We start from the raw sequence: 17354 nt of genomic DNA, 5'->3' as shown, positions 1-17354 counted from the left end.
CCCCGGCGCCCGCCGCGGCGGCATCCTGAGGAGCGATCGCCGATGAGCGCTGCGCCGACGAACCCGACCGGATACCCGCCCGTGGTCGACATGGCATCCTGGCAGACCGCCCGCGACCAGCTGCTGGTGCGGGAGAAGGCGCACACCCGCGAGGGTGATGCGATCGCCGCCGCCCGGCGCCGACTGCCGATGGTGGAGATCGACGGGAACATCCTGGTGACCGGGCCCGTCGGCCCCGTGCCGTTCCTCTCCCTGTTCGAGCGACGCGACCGGCTCGTGGTCTACCAGCACATGTGGCACGACGGCGCCCCGCACCAGGGACAGTGCGAGGGCTGCACCACCACCGCCTGGCACCTGCATGATGCGACCTACCTGCACGCCCACGGGGTCTCGCTCGCGATCCTCACCACCGGTCCGTGGGAGGAGGTCCACCCGTTCACCGCGTTCATGGGCTACCGCCGCGTGCCCTGGTACTCGGTGCGGGAGGCCCCCGCCCCGATCGGCGGCGACATGGGGTCCCTCGTGAGCTTCCTGCGCGACGGTGACCGGGTCTTCCTCACCTACCGCACCACCGGGCGCGGCAATGAGCGGGTGAACTTCTCGATGGGCCTGCTGGACATGACGCCCTACGGCCGCAGCGAGGACTGGGAGGAGGTGCCCGAGGGCTGGCCCGCCGGGCACCACGCCTGCTGGAGCTGGCGCACCGACGCCGGGGGCACCCCCACCGGGGGAGGGACCAGCCGGCCCCTGCCCCAGTGGGCGCGACCGGGGGCGACCCCGGTCACGACGCTGGGCCGACCAGGGCAGCACTGAAACTGCGCGTCGGCCCCGCTCCTTCGGAGCCGAGCGGTCGCCCCGCGGCGCCGGTCCTGCTGTGCGCAGTGCTTAGGCGGCGCGACGGATCAGGATGCGCCAGCGCTCGGGGCCCTGGTCGAGGTACTCGGTCGCATAGGCGTCCCCGTGCTTGGCCTGCAGCTGCAGCAGCAGCGGCACCGGGTCGTGGGTCGCCGAGATGACCATGCCGCCGCCCGGCACCAGCGACTCGATCGCCCCGAAGATCGAGGCGTGCCGGATCGCGTGGGGGATCGTCTGTACGTCGAGCTCGGGCAGCGCCTCGTCATGCTCGCCGCAGGCGCATCCCTGCTGGGACGGCTTCTGCTCGACGGCGTCCTCGCGCGAGCTCTGGATCTGGATGTCAGCCATGTCGGCTCCTGTCTGTCGTCCCCTCGGGACGAACGTGGCGGATCGGGTCCGCTGAATATATTACCTTTGATCCCGTGGAAAACTTTCGCACAGGTCCCGACGCGCAGAACGGCCCTCCGCCGCGCCGCGGCGCCGCGGGGCGCCGCCACTCCAGGGCCCGCGAGCAGGTGCTGCGCACGGTCGAGGCGCAACGCTCCCCGGTCTCGGTCGCCGCGATCAGCCGCGCCACCGGGCTGCACGAGAACACCGTGCGCGGCCACCTGGACCAGCTGCTGGCCGACGGGCACGTCACCCGCTCCCGGGCGGCCGCCGAGGGACGCGGCCGCCCCGCCTGGCTCTGGCGTCCTACCCGGTACGGACCCGCCTCGCCCTATGCCGCGCTCGCCGGCGTGCTGGCCGGGACCATCGCCCGCACCAGCGCGGACCCTGCTGCCACCGCCCACGAGGCCGGCCGCGGCTGGGGCGGGCAGCTGGCCGCGGACCTCCCCGAGACCGCCCCGCCCGCCACGGCCCGCGCCGTGGTCACCGACGCCATGGCCGCGCAGGGCTTCGCTCCGGAGGACGACGGCGAGCGGATCGTGCTGCACCGCTGCCCGCTGCTGGAGGCCGCGAGCCGTCATACCGAGGTGGTCTGCTCCGTGCACCGCGGCCTGCTCGCCGGGCTCCTCGAGGGCGCCCCGGCCCTGGACGGCGCGCGGCCCGAGGTCGAGCTGCTCCCCTTCGCCGCCCCCGGGCAGTGCCATCTGCGCCTGCGGGATGCGGGATGACCAGTCCCGCCGTGCCGCGCCGCAGGCCTCCGTCCTGGCGGCTGGCCTGGATGCTCCCGGCCGGGTTCGCCCTGCTGGCCGGCCTCGATGCCGCGCTGCTGCTGATCGGACTGCCTGCCCCGGTGAGCACGGACCGGCTGCCGGTGGTGCACGGGATGCTGCTGGTGCTCGGCTTCGTCGCCACCCTGATCGCACTGGAGCGCGCGACCGCTCTGGCCCGCTGGTACGGCTTCTTGGCCCCGGCGCTGCTGGGCCTCGGCGCGGTCGCGCTGATCGCCGATCCGGTGCCGCTCGGCGTGGGCAAGCTGCTGCTGGTCGCCGGCACCGCCGCGTTCACCCTCCTCTACCTGCCGCTGTGGCGGCGCCAGTACGACGAGGCCGTGCTCACCGAGCTGCTCGCGGCGGGGCTGGCCTGCGGGGGCGCGATCCGCTGGGCCGGCGGAGCGGACTTCGCCGAGGTGCTGCCCTGGCTGATCGGTTTCGTGGTGCTCACCATCGCCGCCGAGCGCGTCGAGCTCGCCCGGATCACGCTCGGCGCCGGCGCCGGCGTCCGGGTGCTGGTGCATGCAGCCGGGGTGGTGGTCGCGCTGCTGGTCGGGGTGGTGTTCGCCGAGGCGGGCGCGATCCTGCTCGGTGCCGCGCTGGGCGCCCTGCTGCTCTGGCTGATCCCCCATGACATCGCGCGCCGCACCCTGCGCACCCGGGGCGCCACCCGGTTCATGGCCGCAGCGATCCTGTGCGGCTACGGATGGCTCAGCATCGCCGCCGCCGTGCTGCTGCTGGGCGGCACCCCGCAGGGCGGCGCCTACGACGCCGTCGCCCACGCCGTGTTCCTCGGCTTCACGATCTCGATGATCATGGCGCACGCGACCACGATCCTGCCCGCGGTGCTGCGGATCGACCTGCCTTACCGCAGCGCGTTCTGGGTGCCGCTGGGGCTGCTGCAGCTGAGCCTCGCGGTGCGGCTCGGGCTCGGGGATGCGCTCGGCTGGGGTCCGGCCTGGCAGCTCGGCGGCGTCCTCGGAGTGCTCGCGCTGCTGGTGTTCCTCGCCATCGCGCTGAGCAGTGCGCTGCTGGGTCCCACGCGCCCCACGACGCGCCCGGCACCGCGCCCGGCACCCGCAGAGCCTGTGGCAGGGACGGCCCCTGCCGCCGTCCCGCTCGTTCCGCCCGCGGCGGTGGGGGCCTCCCGCTTCGGTGGACGCCGCGCCGGGGCCGCCGTCGGCGCCCTGCTGCTGGCCACCCTCACGGTCCTCACGATCGCCACCCTCCACCCGCTCACCGGCGGCAGCGGCGCGTCCCCGGTGCCGGCGACCGCCACCGGAGACTCCGCGAGGAACGCCCCGGCACCGGTGCAGACGGTCGCGGTGACCGCTGCGGAGCTCCGCTTCACCCCCGACCGCATCGAGGTGCCGGCCGGCACGCACCTGCTCATCGAGCTGACGAACACCGACCCGGCGATGACCCACGATCTGGTCCTCGAGAACGGCGCCCGCACCGCGCGCCTCGCCCCCGGCCAGAGCGAGACCCTTGACCTCGGCGTGGTCACCGGCGCTCTCGACGCCTGGTGCGGGATCGCCGGGCACCGCCAGCAGGGGATGGTGCTGAGCATCGTCACCACCGGTGGCGATGCGGGCGAACCGCCGGCCGTCGCCGGCGCGGAGGGCGGTGCTGCCGAGCATGCCCATGGGGCGGGGGCGCAGGGTCCCGGCCAGAAGCCCGCGATCGACCTCGCCGCCGATCCCGGTACGGGCTTCTCGCCGTATGACGCGGAGCTGGCTCCGCTGCCGCCGAGCGACGGCCCCGTCACCCGGAAGGTCACGCTCGTGGTCACCGAGCAGGTCAGGGAGGTCGCCCCCGGCATCACCCAAGAGCTGTGGACCTTCGGCGGCACCGCCCCCGGACCGGTGCTGCACGGCCGCGTCGGGGACGTGTTCGAGGTGACCCTGGTCAACGACGGCACCATCGGGCACTCGATCGACTTCCATGCCGGTGAGCTCGCCCCCGACGGGCCCATGCGCACGATCGCGCCGGGGGAGTCGCTGACCTACACCTTCACCGCCGAACGGGCGGGGATCTGGATGTACCACTGCGGGACCGCACCGGTCTCCACCCACGTGGCCTCGGGAATGTACGGCGCGGTGATCATCGAACCGCAGGACCTCCCCGCCGTGGACCGCAGCTACCTGCTCATCCAGGGCGAGTACTACCTCGGGCCGCAGGGCCAGGAGCTCGACGGCGACGCGCTCGCGGCGGGCGAGCCGGAGCTGGTCGCCTTCAACGGCTACGCCTCTCAGTACGATCACGCGCCGCTGCAGGCCGACGCCGGGGAGCGGGTGCGGTTCTGGGTGCTGGATGCCGGTCCGGAACGGGCCCTCAGCTTCCACGTGATCGGCACCCAGTTCGACACCGTCTGGAGCGAGGGCCGCTATCTCGTGGAGACCGGCTCCGGCGAGGGCGCGCAGGCGCTCGGCCTGCTGCCGGCGCAGGGCGGGTTCGTCGAGCTGATCCCGCCGGAGCCGGGCCGCTACCCGTTCATGTCCCATGTGCTCCGCGACGCGGAGCGCGGTGCACACGGGTTCCTCGAGGTCAGCGCCCCCTGACCCGGTCGGCGGTGCCGCCCGTGCCGTCCAGGGCGCGGACGGCAGGGACAGGTCACTCGACGGTGATCTCCCCCATCGGGCCCCAGCCCTCGCTGTCGATCTGGTGGGAGATGATCTGCGGGGTCGCCTCGAGGTACTGCGGGAACTCCTGCTGCATCGTCTGGAAGTGCGGGGAGTTCACATGCGGGCCTGCGCCCTCGTCGGTGAAGGCCTCGATCAGCACGTAGGTGTTCGGCTCCTCCACGCTGCGCGACCACTCGAACCACAGGTTGCCGGGCTCGGCCAGGGTGGTCTCGGTGAACTCGCGCGAGAGCTCGGGCCACTGGTCCGCGAACTCGGGCTTCACGGGGAACTTCACGTTGATGAGGATCATCGGGATGTCCTTTCTGAGAGGGGGTGCACGGCCAGCCTGCCTGCTGCCCGGGCACTGCGGTAGCCCCATTCTCGCAAGGCAAGAAGCGCTCCCGCCTCGAGCACCTGCGGCACAATGACCGCAGGAGCTGAAAGGGGCGGGATGGGCATCATGCAGGAGCGGAGCGACGCGGCCCCGGTCGGGCAGATCCCGCGTGCGCTCGCCGTTCTCGAAGCCGTCGCCGAGCACGGCAGCAGCACCGCTCGCGGCATCGCGGACGCCACCGCGATCCCGCTGCCCACCGTCTACCGCATCGCCCAGGAGCTGCTGCGCGCGGAGTATCTGGTCCATCTGCGGGACGAGCAGCGCTTCGCGCTGGGATACAAGCTCCACCGCCTGGCCGTCGGCCTTCACGAGCACCTCGGAGTCCCGCGCGCCGTGCGCGAGGAGGTCCGCGCCCTCCACCGCGACCTGGGGATGGCTGCCTACCTGGCGATTCACCGGGGCGCTGATTTCGTGGTCGTGCACGTCTCCGACTCGCCGCAGGCTCCGCGACTCTCCCCGCTGAGCTTCGGATTCCACGAGAGCCCGCACGCGACCGCGTTCGGGAAGGTGGGGCTCGCCTCGCTGTCGGTCGCGGAGAGCGATGCCTATCTCACCGGCTCCCCACTGCAGGCCCACACCGCACGCACCCTCACCGACCCCGAGCAGCTGCGTACTCAGCTCGCGGAGATCGCGGCCCGAGGCATCGCCTGGGAGCACCAGGAGTTCGTGTCCGGCACCGACTGCGTCGCCGCGACCATCAAGGCCGACGACGGCATGCTCATCGGCACCGTCGCGCTCTCCGCCCCGGTGACTGCCTATGCGGGCCGGGTGCGTCATGTCGAGGACCGGCTGCGGGCCTGCGCCTCCCGGGCGGGCCGCATCTATCGGCTGGGGGCGGACCACCACTGAGCTCCGAGGCGTCCGCATCGCACCGTCGGTGACCTGTGCGGGTCCCGGAACGGGAGGACCTGTCGATGGGCGCTTCTCGCCCGGCGATAACGCCGATTGCCGCTGCAGCTCCGCCTGCCTAACCTGTGCTCCAGATCACTGACGACGACGCAGTGGAAGGAGATGCCATGAGTGCTCCGCAGACGGGGGACCCCGTCAACGACATCGAGGGCGGCGAGGACGCCGCACAGACGCTCCTCGCCCTCATCCGAGCCGCGTTCCCGCACCAGGGCGTGCCCGAGGCCGCCTATGAGCGGGTGGCGGCCACCGTGCAGGGAGCCGCGGAGGACAGCACCTGGATGCGGGTCAAGCTTGCGCAGGGTCTGGATTCGCTGCAGGCCCTGGCAGATGGACGCTTCACCGAGCTGACGACGCAGGAGGCGCTGCCGCTGCTGCTGCGCATCCAGCACACCTCGTTCTTCGGCTTCGTGCGACAGACGGTCGTGGTGAGCCTCTACGAGGACGAGCAGGTGTGGGAGGCGCTCGGTTACGAAGGGCCCTCCTTCGACAAGGGCGGCTACATCGACCGCGGCTTCGACGACCTCGACTGGCTGCCCGACCCGCGGATCGAGGAGTACGACGGAGAGCCGTTGACGGAGGTCGTCTCCGACCTCCCGCGAGCGGCGACCACCGCCAGCACCCGAGGTGCCGCGGTCCCGGCAGGACAGAGCAGGGCACGGGCCGGACGCACCGGCCGGGGGACGAGCGGCAAGGGAGCCACGGCATGAGCACCATCGACCATTCCACCGAGACCGTCGTCATCATCGGTTCGGGGGCCGGTGGCGGCACGCTCGCCTACGAGCTCACGAAGCAGGGCATCGAGTGCGTGGTCCTCGAGGCCGGTCCCTACCTGCGAGGTGAGGACTACATGAACCTCGAATGGGCGGCCTTCCACCAGATGGCCTGGAGCGACACCCGCACCACCTCCGGGAGCTGGAGGGTGGCCGAGGACTTCCCGAACCTGCCCGCCTGGATCGTGAAGGCCGTCGGCGGAACCACCACCCACTGGTCCGGGGCGACGCCGCGCATCAAGCCCCATGAGTTCCGGGCCCGCTCGACCTATGGGCGGGTCGACGGCGCGAGCCTGTTGGACTGGCCGCTGGCCTACGAGGACCTCGAGCCCTACTACACGCGTGCCGAGGACGCGATCGGCTCCACCCACCGCGGCGGCCGGCCGCCACTGCCGGCGAACAACAACTTCAAGGTGCTCGCCGCGGGAGCGGAGAAGCTCGGCTACCACTACTACGCCACCGGCCCCTACGGCACCAATGCTGAGCCCTATGACGGCCGCCCCGCCTCCGTCCAGGACGGCTTCAACTTCCAGGGGGACAAGAACGGGTCGAAGTGGTCGACCAGGGTGCGGGAGATCCCTCGCGCACTGAAGACCGGCAAACTGGATCTGCGACCGAACTCCCACGTCGCGCAGATCCTGCACGACCGCACCGGGCGGGTGGACGCGGTGCTCTACCTCGACCAGGACGGGACGCTGCACCGCCAGGCCGCACAGGTGGTGTGCGTGGCCGGGAACTCGATCGAGACCCCGCGCCTGCTGCACCTGAGCTCGTCCTCACTGTTCCCCGACGGGCTCGCGAACTCCTCCGGGCAGGTGGGCCGCAACTACATGCGCCATATGACCGGCAGCGTGTACGCCCAGTTCGACAAGCCGGTGCGCATGTACCGCGGCGAGACCATGGCCGGCAACATCGCCGACGAGTCGGTCCATGATCCCTCCCGCGGTTTCGTGGGCGGTTACAACATCCAGACCATCTCGCTGGGCCCGGCGTTCCTCGCCAGCTTCATCGAGCCCGGGGCCTGGGGGCCGCAGCTCACCGGACTGCTGGACGCCTACGAGAACACTGCCGGCTGCTGGTTGGTGGGTGAGGACATGCCGCAGGAGTCCAATGCCATCACGCTCGACTCCACCGTCACCGACCAGCACGGCCTGCCGGTCGCCCACGTCCACTTCGACGACCATGCCAACGACGCAGCGATGCGGGAGCACGCCTACACCCAGGCGCAGAAGCTCTACTCGGCTGTCGGCGCGGTCGGCTCCCATCGCACCCCGCCGTACCCGTCCACCCACAATCTGGGCACCTGCCGCATGAGCGAGAGGCCCGAGGACGGCGTGGTCGACAGGTGGGGCAGGGCGCATGACGTGCCGAACCTGTTCATCTCCGACGGCTCGCAGTTCACCACCGGCGCCGCCGCGAACCCGACACTGACCATCGTCGCGCTCGCGATCCGGCAGGCCGAGCACCTCGCCGAGTCGCTCAAGAAGGGGGAGGTCTGAGCGGCGTACCGCCACTGTGCTGAGTCCGCCGAGCAGGGCCGGCGGGTCCTTGAGACGAGAACTCGCCGGCCCGCCAGAGCCGCAGTCTCGGGGCTGCGGAGGTGGGGACTTCTCCCCATGTCGACTTCGGAGGGACCGCGCTGCCGTCATCTCCCATGACCGGATTCCAGGGCGCGGACACCGCACAGCTCCGCGAGACCGCGAGGCTCTTCACGCAGCGCAGCGACGTGCTGCGCGAGACCGGAGAGCATGCGCTGCGCCTGGTGCAGGCCGTCGCCCGGGTGGGCCCGGACGCCGACTCTGGAGAACCCGGATCCTCGGATGACGAAGAGCATCCGGGAGGGGGAGCAGTACGGCATGGATATCTCGGATCGCCTCGGGATCGAGAGCGAACACGCCCGCAACCTCGTCAAGACCCACGGAGGGTTCTCCTCCGCGATGGACGCCGCCTACCGCGATCCGAAGGACGACAGCCGGTGGTGCATCGGCAAGGACTTGCCGCCCTTCGGCTGACCGCAGCAGTGCCTGATGCTCAGACGTTCACGGTCACCTCGCCGGCCTCCCGCAGCTCGGCGGCGAGCGTGGTCGCCGCCTCGTTCTGCTGCTGGCTGACCGACTGCTGGGCCAGCTGCTCCTTGACCTCCTCGAAGGGAGGCACCTCGGTCTGCTGGCCGCCGGCCTGGGACTGCTGCTCGACCAGCTGCTCGTACTGGGCCTTCAGCTCCTGGTCGCTGGGCGGCTGGATATCGGCCTCCTGCTCGACGAAGGAGGTCAGCGTGAACTGCGAGGCGGCCTCCTGGCGGATGTCCTCCTCGCTCATGCCCTGCTCCTCGAGCGCCGAGACCACCTCGTCGGCGGAGCCCAGGCCGTTCTGCTGCGCGATCTCCTCGAGGGTCGCGTCGATGTCCTCCTCGCTCGGCTCGATCCCGGCATCCTGCGCTCCCTGGACCAACAGGCGGTTGTCCACCAGCTGGTTCGCGACCTGCTGCTTGAGCTCCGTCTGGTCCACCTCCTGGCCGGTGCTCTGCTGCTGCATCGCGGCCTGCTGGAACTGTCCCTCGTACACGGAGACGAACTCCTCCTTGGTGATCTTCTCGCCGTTGACCTCGGCGACCACGTCCGGGACGTCGGAGACATCCGCGTCGGGCAGCTGCGGCTGCCCGCCATCGCTGGCCGCGGGTGCCTGGCCGCCCTGGTCGCTGCCGCCGGTGGGGGCGGCCTGGTCACCGCTGCATCCCGTCAGAGCGACCGCCGTCGTGAGCGTGACAGCGGCGAGCATGCGCCGGAGCGCCCGGTGGCTCGGAATCTTCACAGTGCCTCCTGAGATCGGTGGAGCGGGCGACAGTACGCCCCGGGTCCGGGAGTGGGGTGCACGAGCGTTCACAGTCCGCTCAGGAATCCGCTTGCCGTGGGCAGTGTCACGGAACGGTAACGGCGGGGATGTTCTGCGGAGTCTCCTCCGACGCGTCCGAGGGGCGGTCCACGGAGGAGGTCACGTCGGCGCGGGCTCGAGCCGACGGCGCCGGGGCCGGGCACCTGCCGGGGAGCAGAGCTCCCGGGCCATGCGCCGAGCGAGCCGGGAATCGTAGCCCGTCAGTCCTGGACGGGCGACGTAGCCGAGGCACCGCAGGCCGGGCAGCAGCTCGTGGCCGCGGCCGTCGCGGGGGAGCCCTCGGATGTCGAGGACCCCGAGATGCCCGATCAGGGGTGCCAGCCCTGAGGAATAGCCGGTGGCCACCACGATCGAGTCCGCCTCGATGTCGGAGCCGTCGCTGAGCCGTGCCGAGTGCTCGCCGAGCTCCACCACGGCAGGCCGCACCCGGATCCGTTCCTCCCGGATCGCCTCGATCACCTCCGGATCGACCACAGCGATGCCCGCCCCGCGCCGCCTCAACGAGGTCATCGCGCCCTCCGTCGGAACGGGCAGCCCGTACGGGGCGAGGTCCCCGACCATCGCCGCGGACAGCGAACGCAGCGCGGCATCCGCGATGGCGGCGGGAAGGTGGAGCATCAGCGGGGCCCCGACGTCCCCGGCCATCCCCCGGAACTCGCGCAGGAGGAGCGTGGGCGGGGTGCGCACCGACAGGGTCACCTCGGCGGCGCCGGCGACGGCCGCCTCATGGGCGATCTCCATCCCCGTGCTGCCCGCCCCCACGACCAGCACGTGCCGGCCGACGAACGGGGCAGGGTCCTGATAGTGCGCGGCGTGCACGATCTGTCCGCGGAACGGTGACCCCACCGCCCACTCGGGCCATACGGGAGCGTTGAACGGACCGGTCGCGACGACGACGTGTTCAGAGAGCACGGGGCCGGCGCTGGTGGTCACGGACCAGCCCTCCTCAGCGGGGTCGATGCGGGTGGCGGTGCACCCGGTGCGCACCTCGATCTCCTGCTCCCGGCAGAAGTCGCGCAGATACCTCACGTACTGGTCGCGGGTGGGGAAACGGCCGAAAGACCGCGGAAACGGATGCCCGAGCAGGGCCGAGGTGGTCCGGCTGGTGTTGAAGCGCAGACCGCGGTAGCGGGATGCCCACGCCTGGGCCACCGCGCCGCCCTTCTCCAGCACCGTGACGCGGGCGCCGCGGTGCTGGAGGTGGGCGGCGCTGCTGAGGCCGGCCGGGCCGCTCCCCAGCACGGTGACGGTGGGTGGGGCGAGGGTGCGAACGGTATTCATGGTCGAGCCTCCAGAACGGTGTGGAACGGGGTGTCGGCGGCCCGGCGCACCCGGGAGAAACCAGCCTCCGCGAGCACGCGGCACACCGCGTCGGCGCCCGCCTGGCTGCCCAGGGAGGAGCCGCCGGGCTGCGACATCGCATTGGGCACGCACAGGCCGGTGGAGGCCGCGAAGCTGATCGCGGCCATCGGGATGGTCTCCACCGTGGTGTCCAGGTCATCGCCCGCGCGGGGCTCGACCACCATCACGGTGCCGTCGGGCGCGAGCGCGCGGCGGGCATGGGCCGCTGCCGCGGTGGGGTCACCGAGGTCGTGGAGCACGTCGAAGAAGGTGATGAGGCCGTACCCCGCAGCGGGGTAGTCCCCGGCCGAGGCGACCTCGGCGTTCACCCGATCGCTCAGCCCCGCCTCGGCGATCCGTCGACGGGCGACGTCGACGGAGCCGGCATGGAGGTCGAATCCGGTGTACTGCGAGGCCGGGAACGCCTCCGCCAGCATCAGCAGCGGCGCCGCGTGCCCGCACCCGACGTCGGCGACGCGGATGCCGCGGGCCAGCTGCTCCTCCACCCCGTCCAGGGCAGGCAGCCATTCGGGGACCAGGAATCCGCGGTAGGCGGAGCCGAAGAACCGCTCGATGGACTCCCGGATGGTGGGATCCTGTTCGCCCCAGGGGACCCCGGCACCGGTGCGGAACATCTCCGTGAGCCGGTCGAGTCCCCGGTGCAGGCCGGTGATCAGCGGTGCCGCCCCGATCAGGCTGGCGGGCGAGTCGTCCGTGGCGAGCACGGCGGCGCGCTCCGGCGGCAGGGCGAAGGTGCCCGTCTCCGCGTCGTGGTCGATAATCCCGGCGGCGGTCTGCTGGGACAGCCATTCCCGCAGGGGGCGTTCGAGCGTCCCGGAGCGGGCGGCGAGCTGGGCGGGGGTCAGAGGCCCCGCCTCGCCGAGAGCGGCGTAGAGGCCGAGGCGGTCGCCGATCACCATCATCGCGGTGGTGGCGCCGCCGGTCAGGGAGGCCGCCACCTGCTGGGCGAAGGCTTCCACGGCAGTGGGGTCGAGGTCGGTGGTGGTCATGACTGCTCCTCCTGGTGGTGGTCGTGGAACACAGACTGTGGGATCCTCCTTTCATGGACCTTTCAGCCCGCTGGCCATGGCGGAAAGGCCGCCGTGAGTGAGCTCCGCTTCGGTGTGCTGGGCCCCGTGGAGGTGCTCCTCGGGGACGAGCCCCTGCGGCTGCCGTCGGGTCACCAGCAGGCGGTCCTGGCGTGCCTGCTGGTGCACCCCGGGCAGGCGGTGAGCGGGGACCTGCTCATCGAGGCGGCCTGGCCCGGGTCCCTGCCCGCTGACCCGCGCGGGGCGCTCCACACCGTCATCTCCCGCCTGCGCAGCACTCTCGGGGAGGGCGCGATCGACTCGGCGCCAGGTGGTTACCGGCTGTGCGTGGCCCCCGGGATGATCGATGCCCAGCGATTCGAGCAGCTGCGCCGGGAAGCGCACCAGGCGGGCCCGGCGCGGTCCCTCGAGCTCTACGAACAGGCCCGGGCGCTTTGGCGCGGCCCCGCCTACGGTGAGCACGCAGAGCTCGGCGTCATCGCCGCCGAGGCCGCACGCCTGGACCGGCTCGGCGGCGACACCCTCGAGGAGTACGCCGCCGCCCTGGGGGAGTGCGGGCGGCACCGCGAGGCCGCGACCGTGCTCGCCCCGCTGCTCGCCGAGGACCCCTTCCGAGAGCACGCCGTGGAGCTGCTGATGGGTGCCCTGCACGAGGCCGGTCGACCGGTCGAGGCCCTCGACCGCTTCCGCCGCTATCGGGATCAGCTGGCCGCGGAGCTCGGTCTCGATCCCGGACCGGCGCTGCTCGCGCTCCAGGGAAGGATCCTGGGCCGCGACCCGCCCCCGCAGCCCGAGCGCGGCAGCGGCCTGGGATGGTCCCGGGTCCCTCCGGTCTGGGTGGACACCTCCGGCGCGTTCCTCGGCCGGGCCCGGGAGCGGGAGGAGCTGGTGCACCTGGTCGGGAGGAACCGTCTGATCACCGTCACCGGGGTCGGCGGGGTGGGCAAGACCCGCTTGGTCGCCGAGACGCTGCCCGAGCTGATGCAGGACCGGGCGGCGGTCGTGGTCGAGCTGTCGGTCGCCGTCCCGGGGCAGGTGACCGCTCGTGTGGCGCGAGCGCTCGGCCTGCGCCGTTCCCGGGCCGAGGACATCGTGGAGCTGCTGAGCCTGTCGCGGCTGCTGCTCGTCCTGGACAACTGCGAGCACGTGCGAGAGGAGGTGGCGACGCTCGCCGAGGAGGTGGCGCGGCACTGCGCCGGGGTGCGGATCGTGGCCACCAGCCGGCACCGGCTGGAGGTCGCCGCCGAGCAGGTGCTGACTGTGGAGCCCTTCGCGGCACCGCGCACCCCGGAGGACGAGGACCCCGCCGCCCAGCTGTTCGCGGAACGGCTCGCCCGGGTCCGTCCTGCGGCCGATGTCGGGAGGGCGGTGCCCGTCCAGCGTCTCTGCCGGCGTCTGGACGGGCTCCCCCTGGCCATCGAGCTGGCGGCCTCCCGAGCGGCGACGATCGGGGTCGACGCGGTCGCGGAGCTGCTCGCGCGACAGCCCGGGGCCGCACTGCCCGAGCTCACCACCATCGTGGACTGGTCCGTCCGCCTCCTCACCGCGCGGCAGCGCGACCTGCTGTGCCGGCTCACGGTGTTCGCCGGGCCGTTCGACCAGGAGGCCGCCCGCGCGGTCGCGCCGCGCCCCGCTGCCCGCTCGGACCCTGCACGGACCGCGAGCGATCTCGCGGAGCTGGTCGCCGCGCACCTCGTGGTCCATCGCCCGGGGGAGGAGGGCGACGCAGAGTTCGGGATGCTGGCGATGGTGCGGGACCGCGCGATCGGTCTGCTGGAGGACTCCGGAGAGGCGGAGCGGACGAGACAGGCCCATGCGCGCTGGGTCGCCTCCGTGATGCGACGCGGGGCACGGGACTGGAACGGCGGCGCCACAGCGGCTGCCGCGGGGCGACTCACCGCCCGTGCCCCCGACGTCGCCGCCGCTCTGCGCTGGGCGCTGCACGCCGGGCATCTCGATCAGGCCGCCGAGATCGTGGTGCCGTTCAAACTCCACATGCACTGGCTCGGCGACGTGGGCCTCGGGGATCTCGTCGTCGAGACGGCCCGGAGGTGCGCGAGCGGGTCCCCCGGGGGCCGGGCGAGCGCCGTGGCCGCCGGCGCGCTGGCCTGTGCGGAGCGCGGCTCGACCGAGGCCGCCCAGCGCCTCGCGCGCCAAGCCCTCGCCCAGGATCTGCCCCCGCAGGGGCAGGCGCTGGCCGGCATCGCGCTGGCCGTCGCCACCCTGTACGAGGGGGACCTGAGCGGGGCCGCTGGCTGGGCCCGCACCGTCGTGGACCAGCCGCGCGCCGCGGTAGGACATCGCGCCGATGCCGGCGGCACCCTCACCCTCGCCCTGATCTATGCCGGGGAGATCGACGCAGCCCGCCGAGCGGTGCGTCTGGCCCTGCTGGGTGCGCAGGCGGCCGGGGCCGAGGCGGCCCACGCCTTCGCGCTGTATGCGGCAGGGGAGCTCGCCGTGGTGGAAGAGCCCGAGCGTGCCGCGTCGCTTCTTCGAGATGCCGCCGCACGAGCCGAGGAGATCGATGCCCGGCACATCTCGCAGGTGGCGAGGCTGGCTCTGCTCGCTGTGCTGGGGAGGACGGGTGGAGGGGACGAGGCGCTCGAGATCGCCGGACCGTTGCTGCGTGATATCCGGCTCGCCGGAGCCTGGCCCCAGGCCTGGACGACGGTGCGCCTGGTGGCCGAGCTGCTGCTGGCACGGCACCGCTTCCCGGAGGCGGCCCTGCTGCACAGCGCCGTCGACCTCGCCACCGGGGCGCCGCCCCTGATCGCAGCGGATGTGGAGCGAGGCGTCGGCGAACAGCTCCGGGACGCCCTCGGCGAGGACGTGCTGCACGGCATCATCCGGGTCTCCGCGGGGCTGTCCCGCACCCAGGTCCTCGATCGCGCGGCGGCCCTGGTGGCCGAGGAGCGTCGTGCCTGAGGAGACAGGCTGTGGCCTCTCGGCCGCCGGAGCGCCGCGACGGGGTCAGTACCCGATGGACCTCAGGTACTCGCGGGACTCGCGGATGCAGTCGATGGGGTCGCGGCCGTAGGTGTCGTCCTGCTCGATGAGGAAGTACTCGGCGCCGGCCTTCTCGGCAGCTGGGAGCAGCGCGGGCCAGTTCATGTTGCCCTGGCCCACCTCGGCGAACTGGGTGAGGGAGAGGAACTCGGCCTGGAACTCCGCCCACTCGATCTCCTTCGCCTCGGCCTTCCGGTAGGTCTCCAGGGACACCGGGGCGATGCGGAAGTCCTTGACGTGGATCAGCTTGCAGACTCCGGAGTAGGCCTCGAGCATGTCCAGCGGTGCCATCCCGCCACGCTGGACCCAGTGCAGATCCACCTCGAACAGCAGCGAGGGAGCGACCCGGCGCACGATGTCGAAGATGCGCTCACCATCGAACTGGATGAGGTCCACGTGGTGGTTGTGATAGCACAGCGTGATGCCCTGTACGGCGAGGCGAGCGGCGTAGGGCTCCACCGAGGCGGCCCACTCCTCGCAGGCCTCCTTCGAGGTCATCGCCAGATGCGGCATCATGCCGATCCGCAGGAAGCGCGAGCCGGTCTTCGCGCAGGCCTCGACGGCGCGGTCGAACTCGGTCTCCAGCGCGAAGCCGTTGCCTCCCGGGGCGGTCGAGACGCTCATCGCGGCGGTCTCGACACCGAAGTCGGCCTTGCCGCGCACCAGGTCGTCGATCAGCTCGTCGGTCATCTCCACCTGGGAGACCTCGACGGCGTCGAGGTCGAGCTCGCGCACCTGGCGCAGCACCTCGTACATCCCTTTCTCGTTGATCTGCTCCTTGAGCATCATGAGCTGGAGTCCGAGGACGGGCATGGCTCTCTCCTTCGAGACGTGGTGGGGGTCGACTGCGGGTGTGCGGGTGTGCGGGTGTGCGGAGGCCAGGACGGGCCCGGGCGGAGGGATCGTTCAGGAGCGGGTGGGGAACGTCCCCTCCTCCTCGATGCGACGGTTGAGCTCGGCGAGGTACTCCTCGGCCGGGTAGTCGACCAGGTCGATCTCGCGACCGGTCCAGGCCGACAGCTGCATGCCGGAGGCCAGGCGCACGCCGTTGATGCCCTCGGCGCCATCGGCGATCAGCGGGGTGTCGTCGTTGATGTTGGCCGCGAAGTTGGTCAGGACGTCGATGTGCTGCTGCCCCCACACCGACTCGTACTCCTTCTCCTCGACGGTGAAGACGGAGGAGGGGTCCATCTCGCCGCGGAACAGCTGGGCGACCTCCTGCATGGTCATCTTCTCGCTGAGGGTGCGCTCATCCTCCGCCAGGCGGTAGATGGTCACCTTCGCCGAGCCGTCCACGATGACCTTGCCCTTATCGAAGAGCATCTCCAAGCGGTCCGTGCCGAAGATGTCGTTCGTGCAGGTGATGAAGCTGCCGGTGACGCCGTCCCCGAAGTCGACGACCGCATTGACCTCGTCCTCGGTGGCGATGTCGCGCTGGAACCCGAAGGCCAGCTTCGCGAAGACCTTCTTCGGCGTGCCGCACAGCCACTGCCAGAGGTCCAGCTGGTGGGGGGCCTGGTTGACCAGGACACCACCGCCCTCGCCGCCCCAGGTCGCGCGCCAGGCGGACTGGTCGTAGTAGCCCTGCGGGCGCCACCACGTGGTGATGATCCACGAGGTGTGGCGCAGCGCGCCCAGCTCACCGGAATCGATGAGCTCCTTCAGGTCCGTGTACACCGGGTTGGTGCGCTGGTTGAACATGATCGCGAAGGTGGTCTCGGGGTGCGCCTGTGCGAAGGAGTTCATCTCCTCGACCTGCGTGGTGTAGACGCCCGCGGGCTTCTCGGTGAGGGTGTGGATGCCCTTGCCGAGCGCGGTGATCGTCATCTCCGGGTGCAGGAAGTGGGGCACGGTGGTGACCACGGCGTCGACGTCGCCGGAATCCAGCATCGCGACGTAGTCGTCGTAGAACGGGACGTCCTGGTACGTCTCCGCGGCGACCTGCCGCTTGGCGGGGTCGCTGTCGGCGATGGCGCCGAGGGTCATGCCCTCGATCCGGCCGTCGGTGACGACGCCGGCGTACATGCCTCCCTGGGCCCCGAGCCCGATGATCCCGAGGCGGACGTTCTTCGTCGACATGGTGTCTCCGTTCAGTGGTGGATGCCCGCGACCCGGAGGGAGGGCGCGGTCGATGAGAGGTGTGCGGGACTGCTGGAAAGCCGTTCTACCAGGGGTGGAGCCACTGTCGACGATACTGCTTCCGGTCCGGACCAGCCGGCGCGGCAGTGGTGCCCAACGGTGTGCTCCTCGGTACTCATCCTTGAGTGGGGTCGGCGCTGATCCGCCGTCAGCCTCTCAGCCCGGCCGCTCCTGCTTGCACGGGGCTGGGAAGGGGCGCGACCCGAGTCTGTCGAGCG

15 protein-coding genes are annotated in these 17354 nt (G+C 71.8%); 8 read left to right on the top strand and 7 right to left on the bottom strand.

Annotation, left to right across the window (positions count from 1 at the left end):
- Nucleotides 1-42: 42 nt before the first annotated feature.
- Nucleotides 43-813, top strand: coding sequence for a DUF899 family protein (locus ACHUEU_RS07240; protein ID WP_394215243.1), 771 nt, complete (start codon nucleotides 43-45; stop codon nucleotides 811-813).
- A 72-nt stretch (nucleotides 814-885) separates the two neighbouring features.
- Here the strand turns inward: ACHUEU_RS07240 and ACHUEU_RS07235 are convergent, their stop codons facing one another.
- On the bottom strand, nucleotides 886-1203 hold the full coding sequence (locus ACHUEU_RS07235; protein WP_394215242.1) for a DUF2249 domain-containing protein: 318 nt from the start codon (nucleotides 1201-1203) through the stop codon (nucleotides 886-888).
- A gap of 74 nt (nucleotides 1204-1277) precedes the next feature.
- Here ACHUEU_RS07235 and ACHUEU_RS07230 point away from each other — a divergent pair, with 74 nt between their 5' ends.
- Both ACHUEU_RS07230 and ACHUEU_RS07225 read left to right on the top strand, forming a co-directional pair.
- A complete protein-coding gene (locus ACHUEU_RS07230; protein ID WP_394215241.1) occupies nucleotides 1278-1970 on the top strand; it encodes a helix-turn-helix transcriptional regulator in 693 nt (230 codons plus the stop codon).
- The gene (locus tag ACHUEU_RS07225) at nucleotides 1967-4573 is read left to right on the top strand and encodes a multicopper oxidase domain-containing protein (protein WP_394215240.1); all 2607 of its coding nucleotides are present in this window, start codon (nucleotides 1967-1969) and stop codon (nucleotides 4571-4573) included. The genes ACHUEU_RS07230 and ACHUEU_RS07225 overlap by 4 nt, the downstream gene beginning before the upstream one ends.
- A 52-nt stretch (nucleotides 4574-4625) precedes the next feature.
- On the opposite strand, the gene ACHUEU_RS07220 is transcribed toward ACHUEU_RS07225, so the two are convergent.
- Nucleotides 4626-4946, bottom strand: a complete 321-nt coding sequence (locus tag ACHUEU_RS07220) for a putative quinol monooxygenase (RefSeq protein ID WP_394215239.1) — start codon at nucleotides 4944-4946, stop codon at nucleotides 4626-4628.
- Nucleotides 4947-5087: 141 nt separating this feature from the next.
- On the opposite strand from ACHUEU_RS07220, the gene ACHUEU_RS07215 reads away from it, so the two are divergent.
- The 4 genes from ACHUEU_RS07215 to ACHUEU_RS07200 all read left to right on the top strand — a co-directional run bounded on the left by ACHUEU_RS07215 (nucleotide 5088) and on the right by ACHUEU_RS07200 (nucleotide 8721).
- Nucleotides 5088-5879, top strand: coding sequence for an IclR family transcriptional regulator (locus ACHUEU_RS07215; protein WP_394215238.1), 792 nt, complete (start codon nucleotides 5088-5090; stop codon nucleotides 5877-5879).
- Nucleotides 5880-6046: 167 nt separating this feature from the next.
- On the top strand, nucleotides 6047-6646 hold the full coding sequence (locus tag ACHUEU_RS07210) for a hypothetical protein (protein WP_394215237.1): 600 nt from the start codon (nucleotides 6047-6049) through the stop codon (nucleotides 6644-6646).
- Nucleotides 6643-8208, top strand: coding sequence for a GMC family oxidoreductase (locus ACHUEU_RS07205; RefSeq protein ID WP_394215236.1), 1566 nt, complete (start codon nucleotides 6643-6645; stop codon nucleotides 8206-8208). Before ACHUEU_RS07210 ends, ACHUEU_RS07205 begins: the two co-directional genes overlap by 4 nt.
- 321 nt (nucleotides 8209-8529) lie before the next feature.
- Nucleotides 8530-8721: a hypothetical protein gene (locus ACHUEU_RS07200; protein WP_394215235.1), complete on the top strand. Its 192-nt coding sequence runs from the start codon at nucleotides 8530-8532 to the stop codon at nucleotides 8719-8721.
- Between the two features lie 19 nt (nucleotides 8722-8740).
- On the opposite strand, the gene ACHUEU_RS07195 is transcribed toward ACHUEU_RS07200, so the two are convergent.
- The 3 genes from ACHUEU_RS07195 to ACHUEU_RS07185 form a co-directional block, all read right to left on the bottom strand.
- The gene (locus ACHUEU_RS07195) at nucleotides 8741-9520 is read right to left on the bottom strand and encodes a SurA N-terminal domain-containing protein (RefSeq protein WP_394215234.1); all 780 of its coding nucleotides are present in this window, start codon (nucleotides 9518-9520) and stop codon (nucleotides 8741-8743) included.
- 180 nt (nucleotides 9521-9700) lie between these two features.
- Nucleotides 9701-10882 carry a flavin-containing monooxygenase gene (locus ACHUEU_RS07190; protein WP_394215233.1) on the bottom strand — a complete coding sequence of 394 codons (1182 nt, stop codon included), beginning with the start codon at nucleotides 10880-10882 and terminating at the stop codon, nucleotides 9701-9703.
- Nucleotides 10879-11952, bottom strand: coding sequence for a class I SAM-dependent methyltransferase (locus ACHUEU_RS07185; protein ID WP_394215231.1), 1074 nt, complete (start codon nucleotides 11950-11952; stop codon nucleotides 10879-10881). The genes ACHUEU_RS07190 and ACHUEU_RS07185 overlap by 4 nt, the downstream gene beginning before the upstream one ends.
- Nucleotides 11953-12045: 93 nt before the next feature.
- On the opposite strand from ACHUEU_RS07185, the gene ACHUEU_RS07180 reads away from it, so the two are divergent.
- Nucleotides 12046-14916: an AfsR/SARP family transcriptional regulator gene (locus ACHUEU_RS07180; RefSeq protein ID WP_394215230.1), complete on the top strand. Its 2871-nt coding sequence runs from the start codon at nucleotides 12046-12048 to the stop codon at nucleotides 14914-14916.
- A gap of 45 nt (nucleotides 14917-14961) precedes the next feature.
- On the opposite strand, the gene ACHUEU_RS07175 is transcribed toward ACHUEU_RS07180, so the two are convergent.
- Nucleotides 14962-15810: a sugar phosphate isomerase/epimerase family protein gene (locus ACHUEU_RS07175; RefSeq protein ID WP_394215229.1), complete on the bottom strand. Its 849-nt coding sequence runs from the start codon at nucleotides 15808-15810 to the stop codon at nucleotides 14962-14964.
- 93 nt (nucleotides 15811-15903) lie between these two features.
- Entirely contained in the window at nucleotides 15904-17076 is a 1173-nt protein-coding gene (locus ACHUEU_RS07170) for a Gfo/Idh/MocA family protein (RefSeq protein ID WP_394215228.1), read from the bottom strand.
- Nucleotides 17077-17354: the final 278 nt, after the last annotated feature.

It is taken from the genome of Brachybacterium vulturis, from assembly GCF_043641765.1.
GTDB classification, from domain to species: Bacteria; Actinomycetota; Actinomycetes; order Actinomycetales; family Dermabacteraceae; genus Brachybacterium; species Brachybacterium vulturis_A.
The sequence above is the reverse complement of the archived record's forward strand: the minus strand, read 5'-3'. Positions and strand labels throughout refer to the sequence as shown.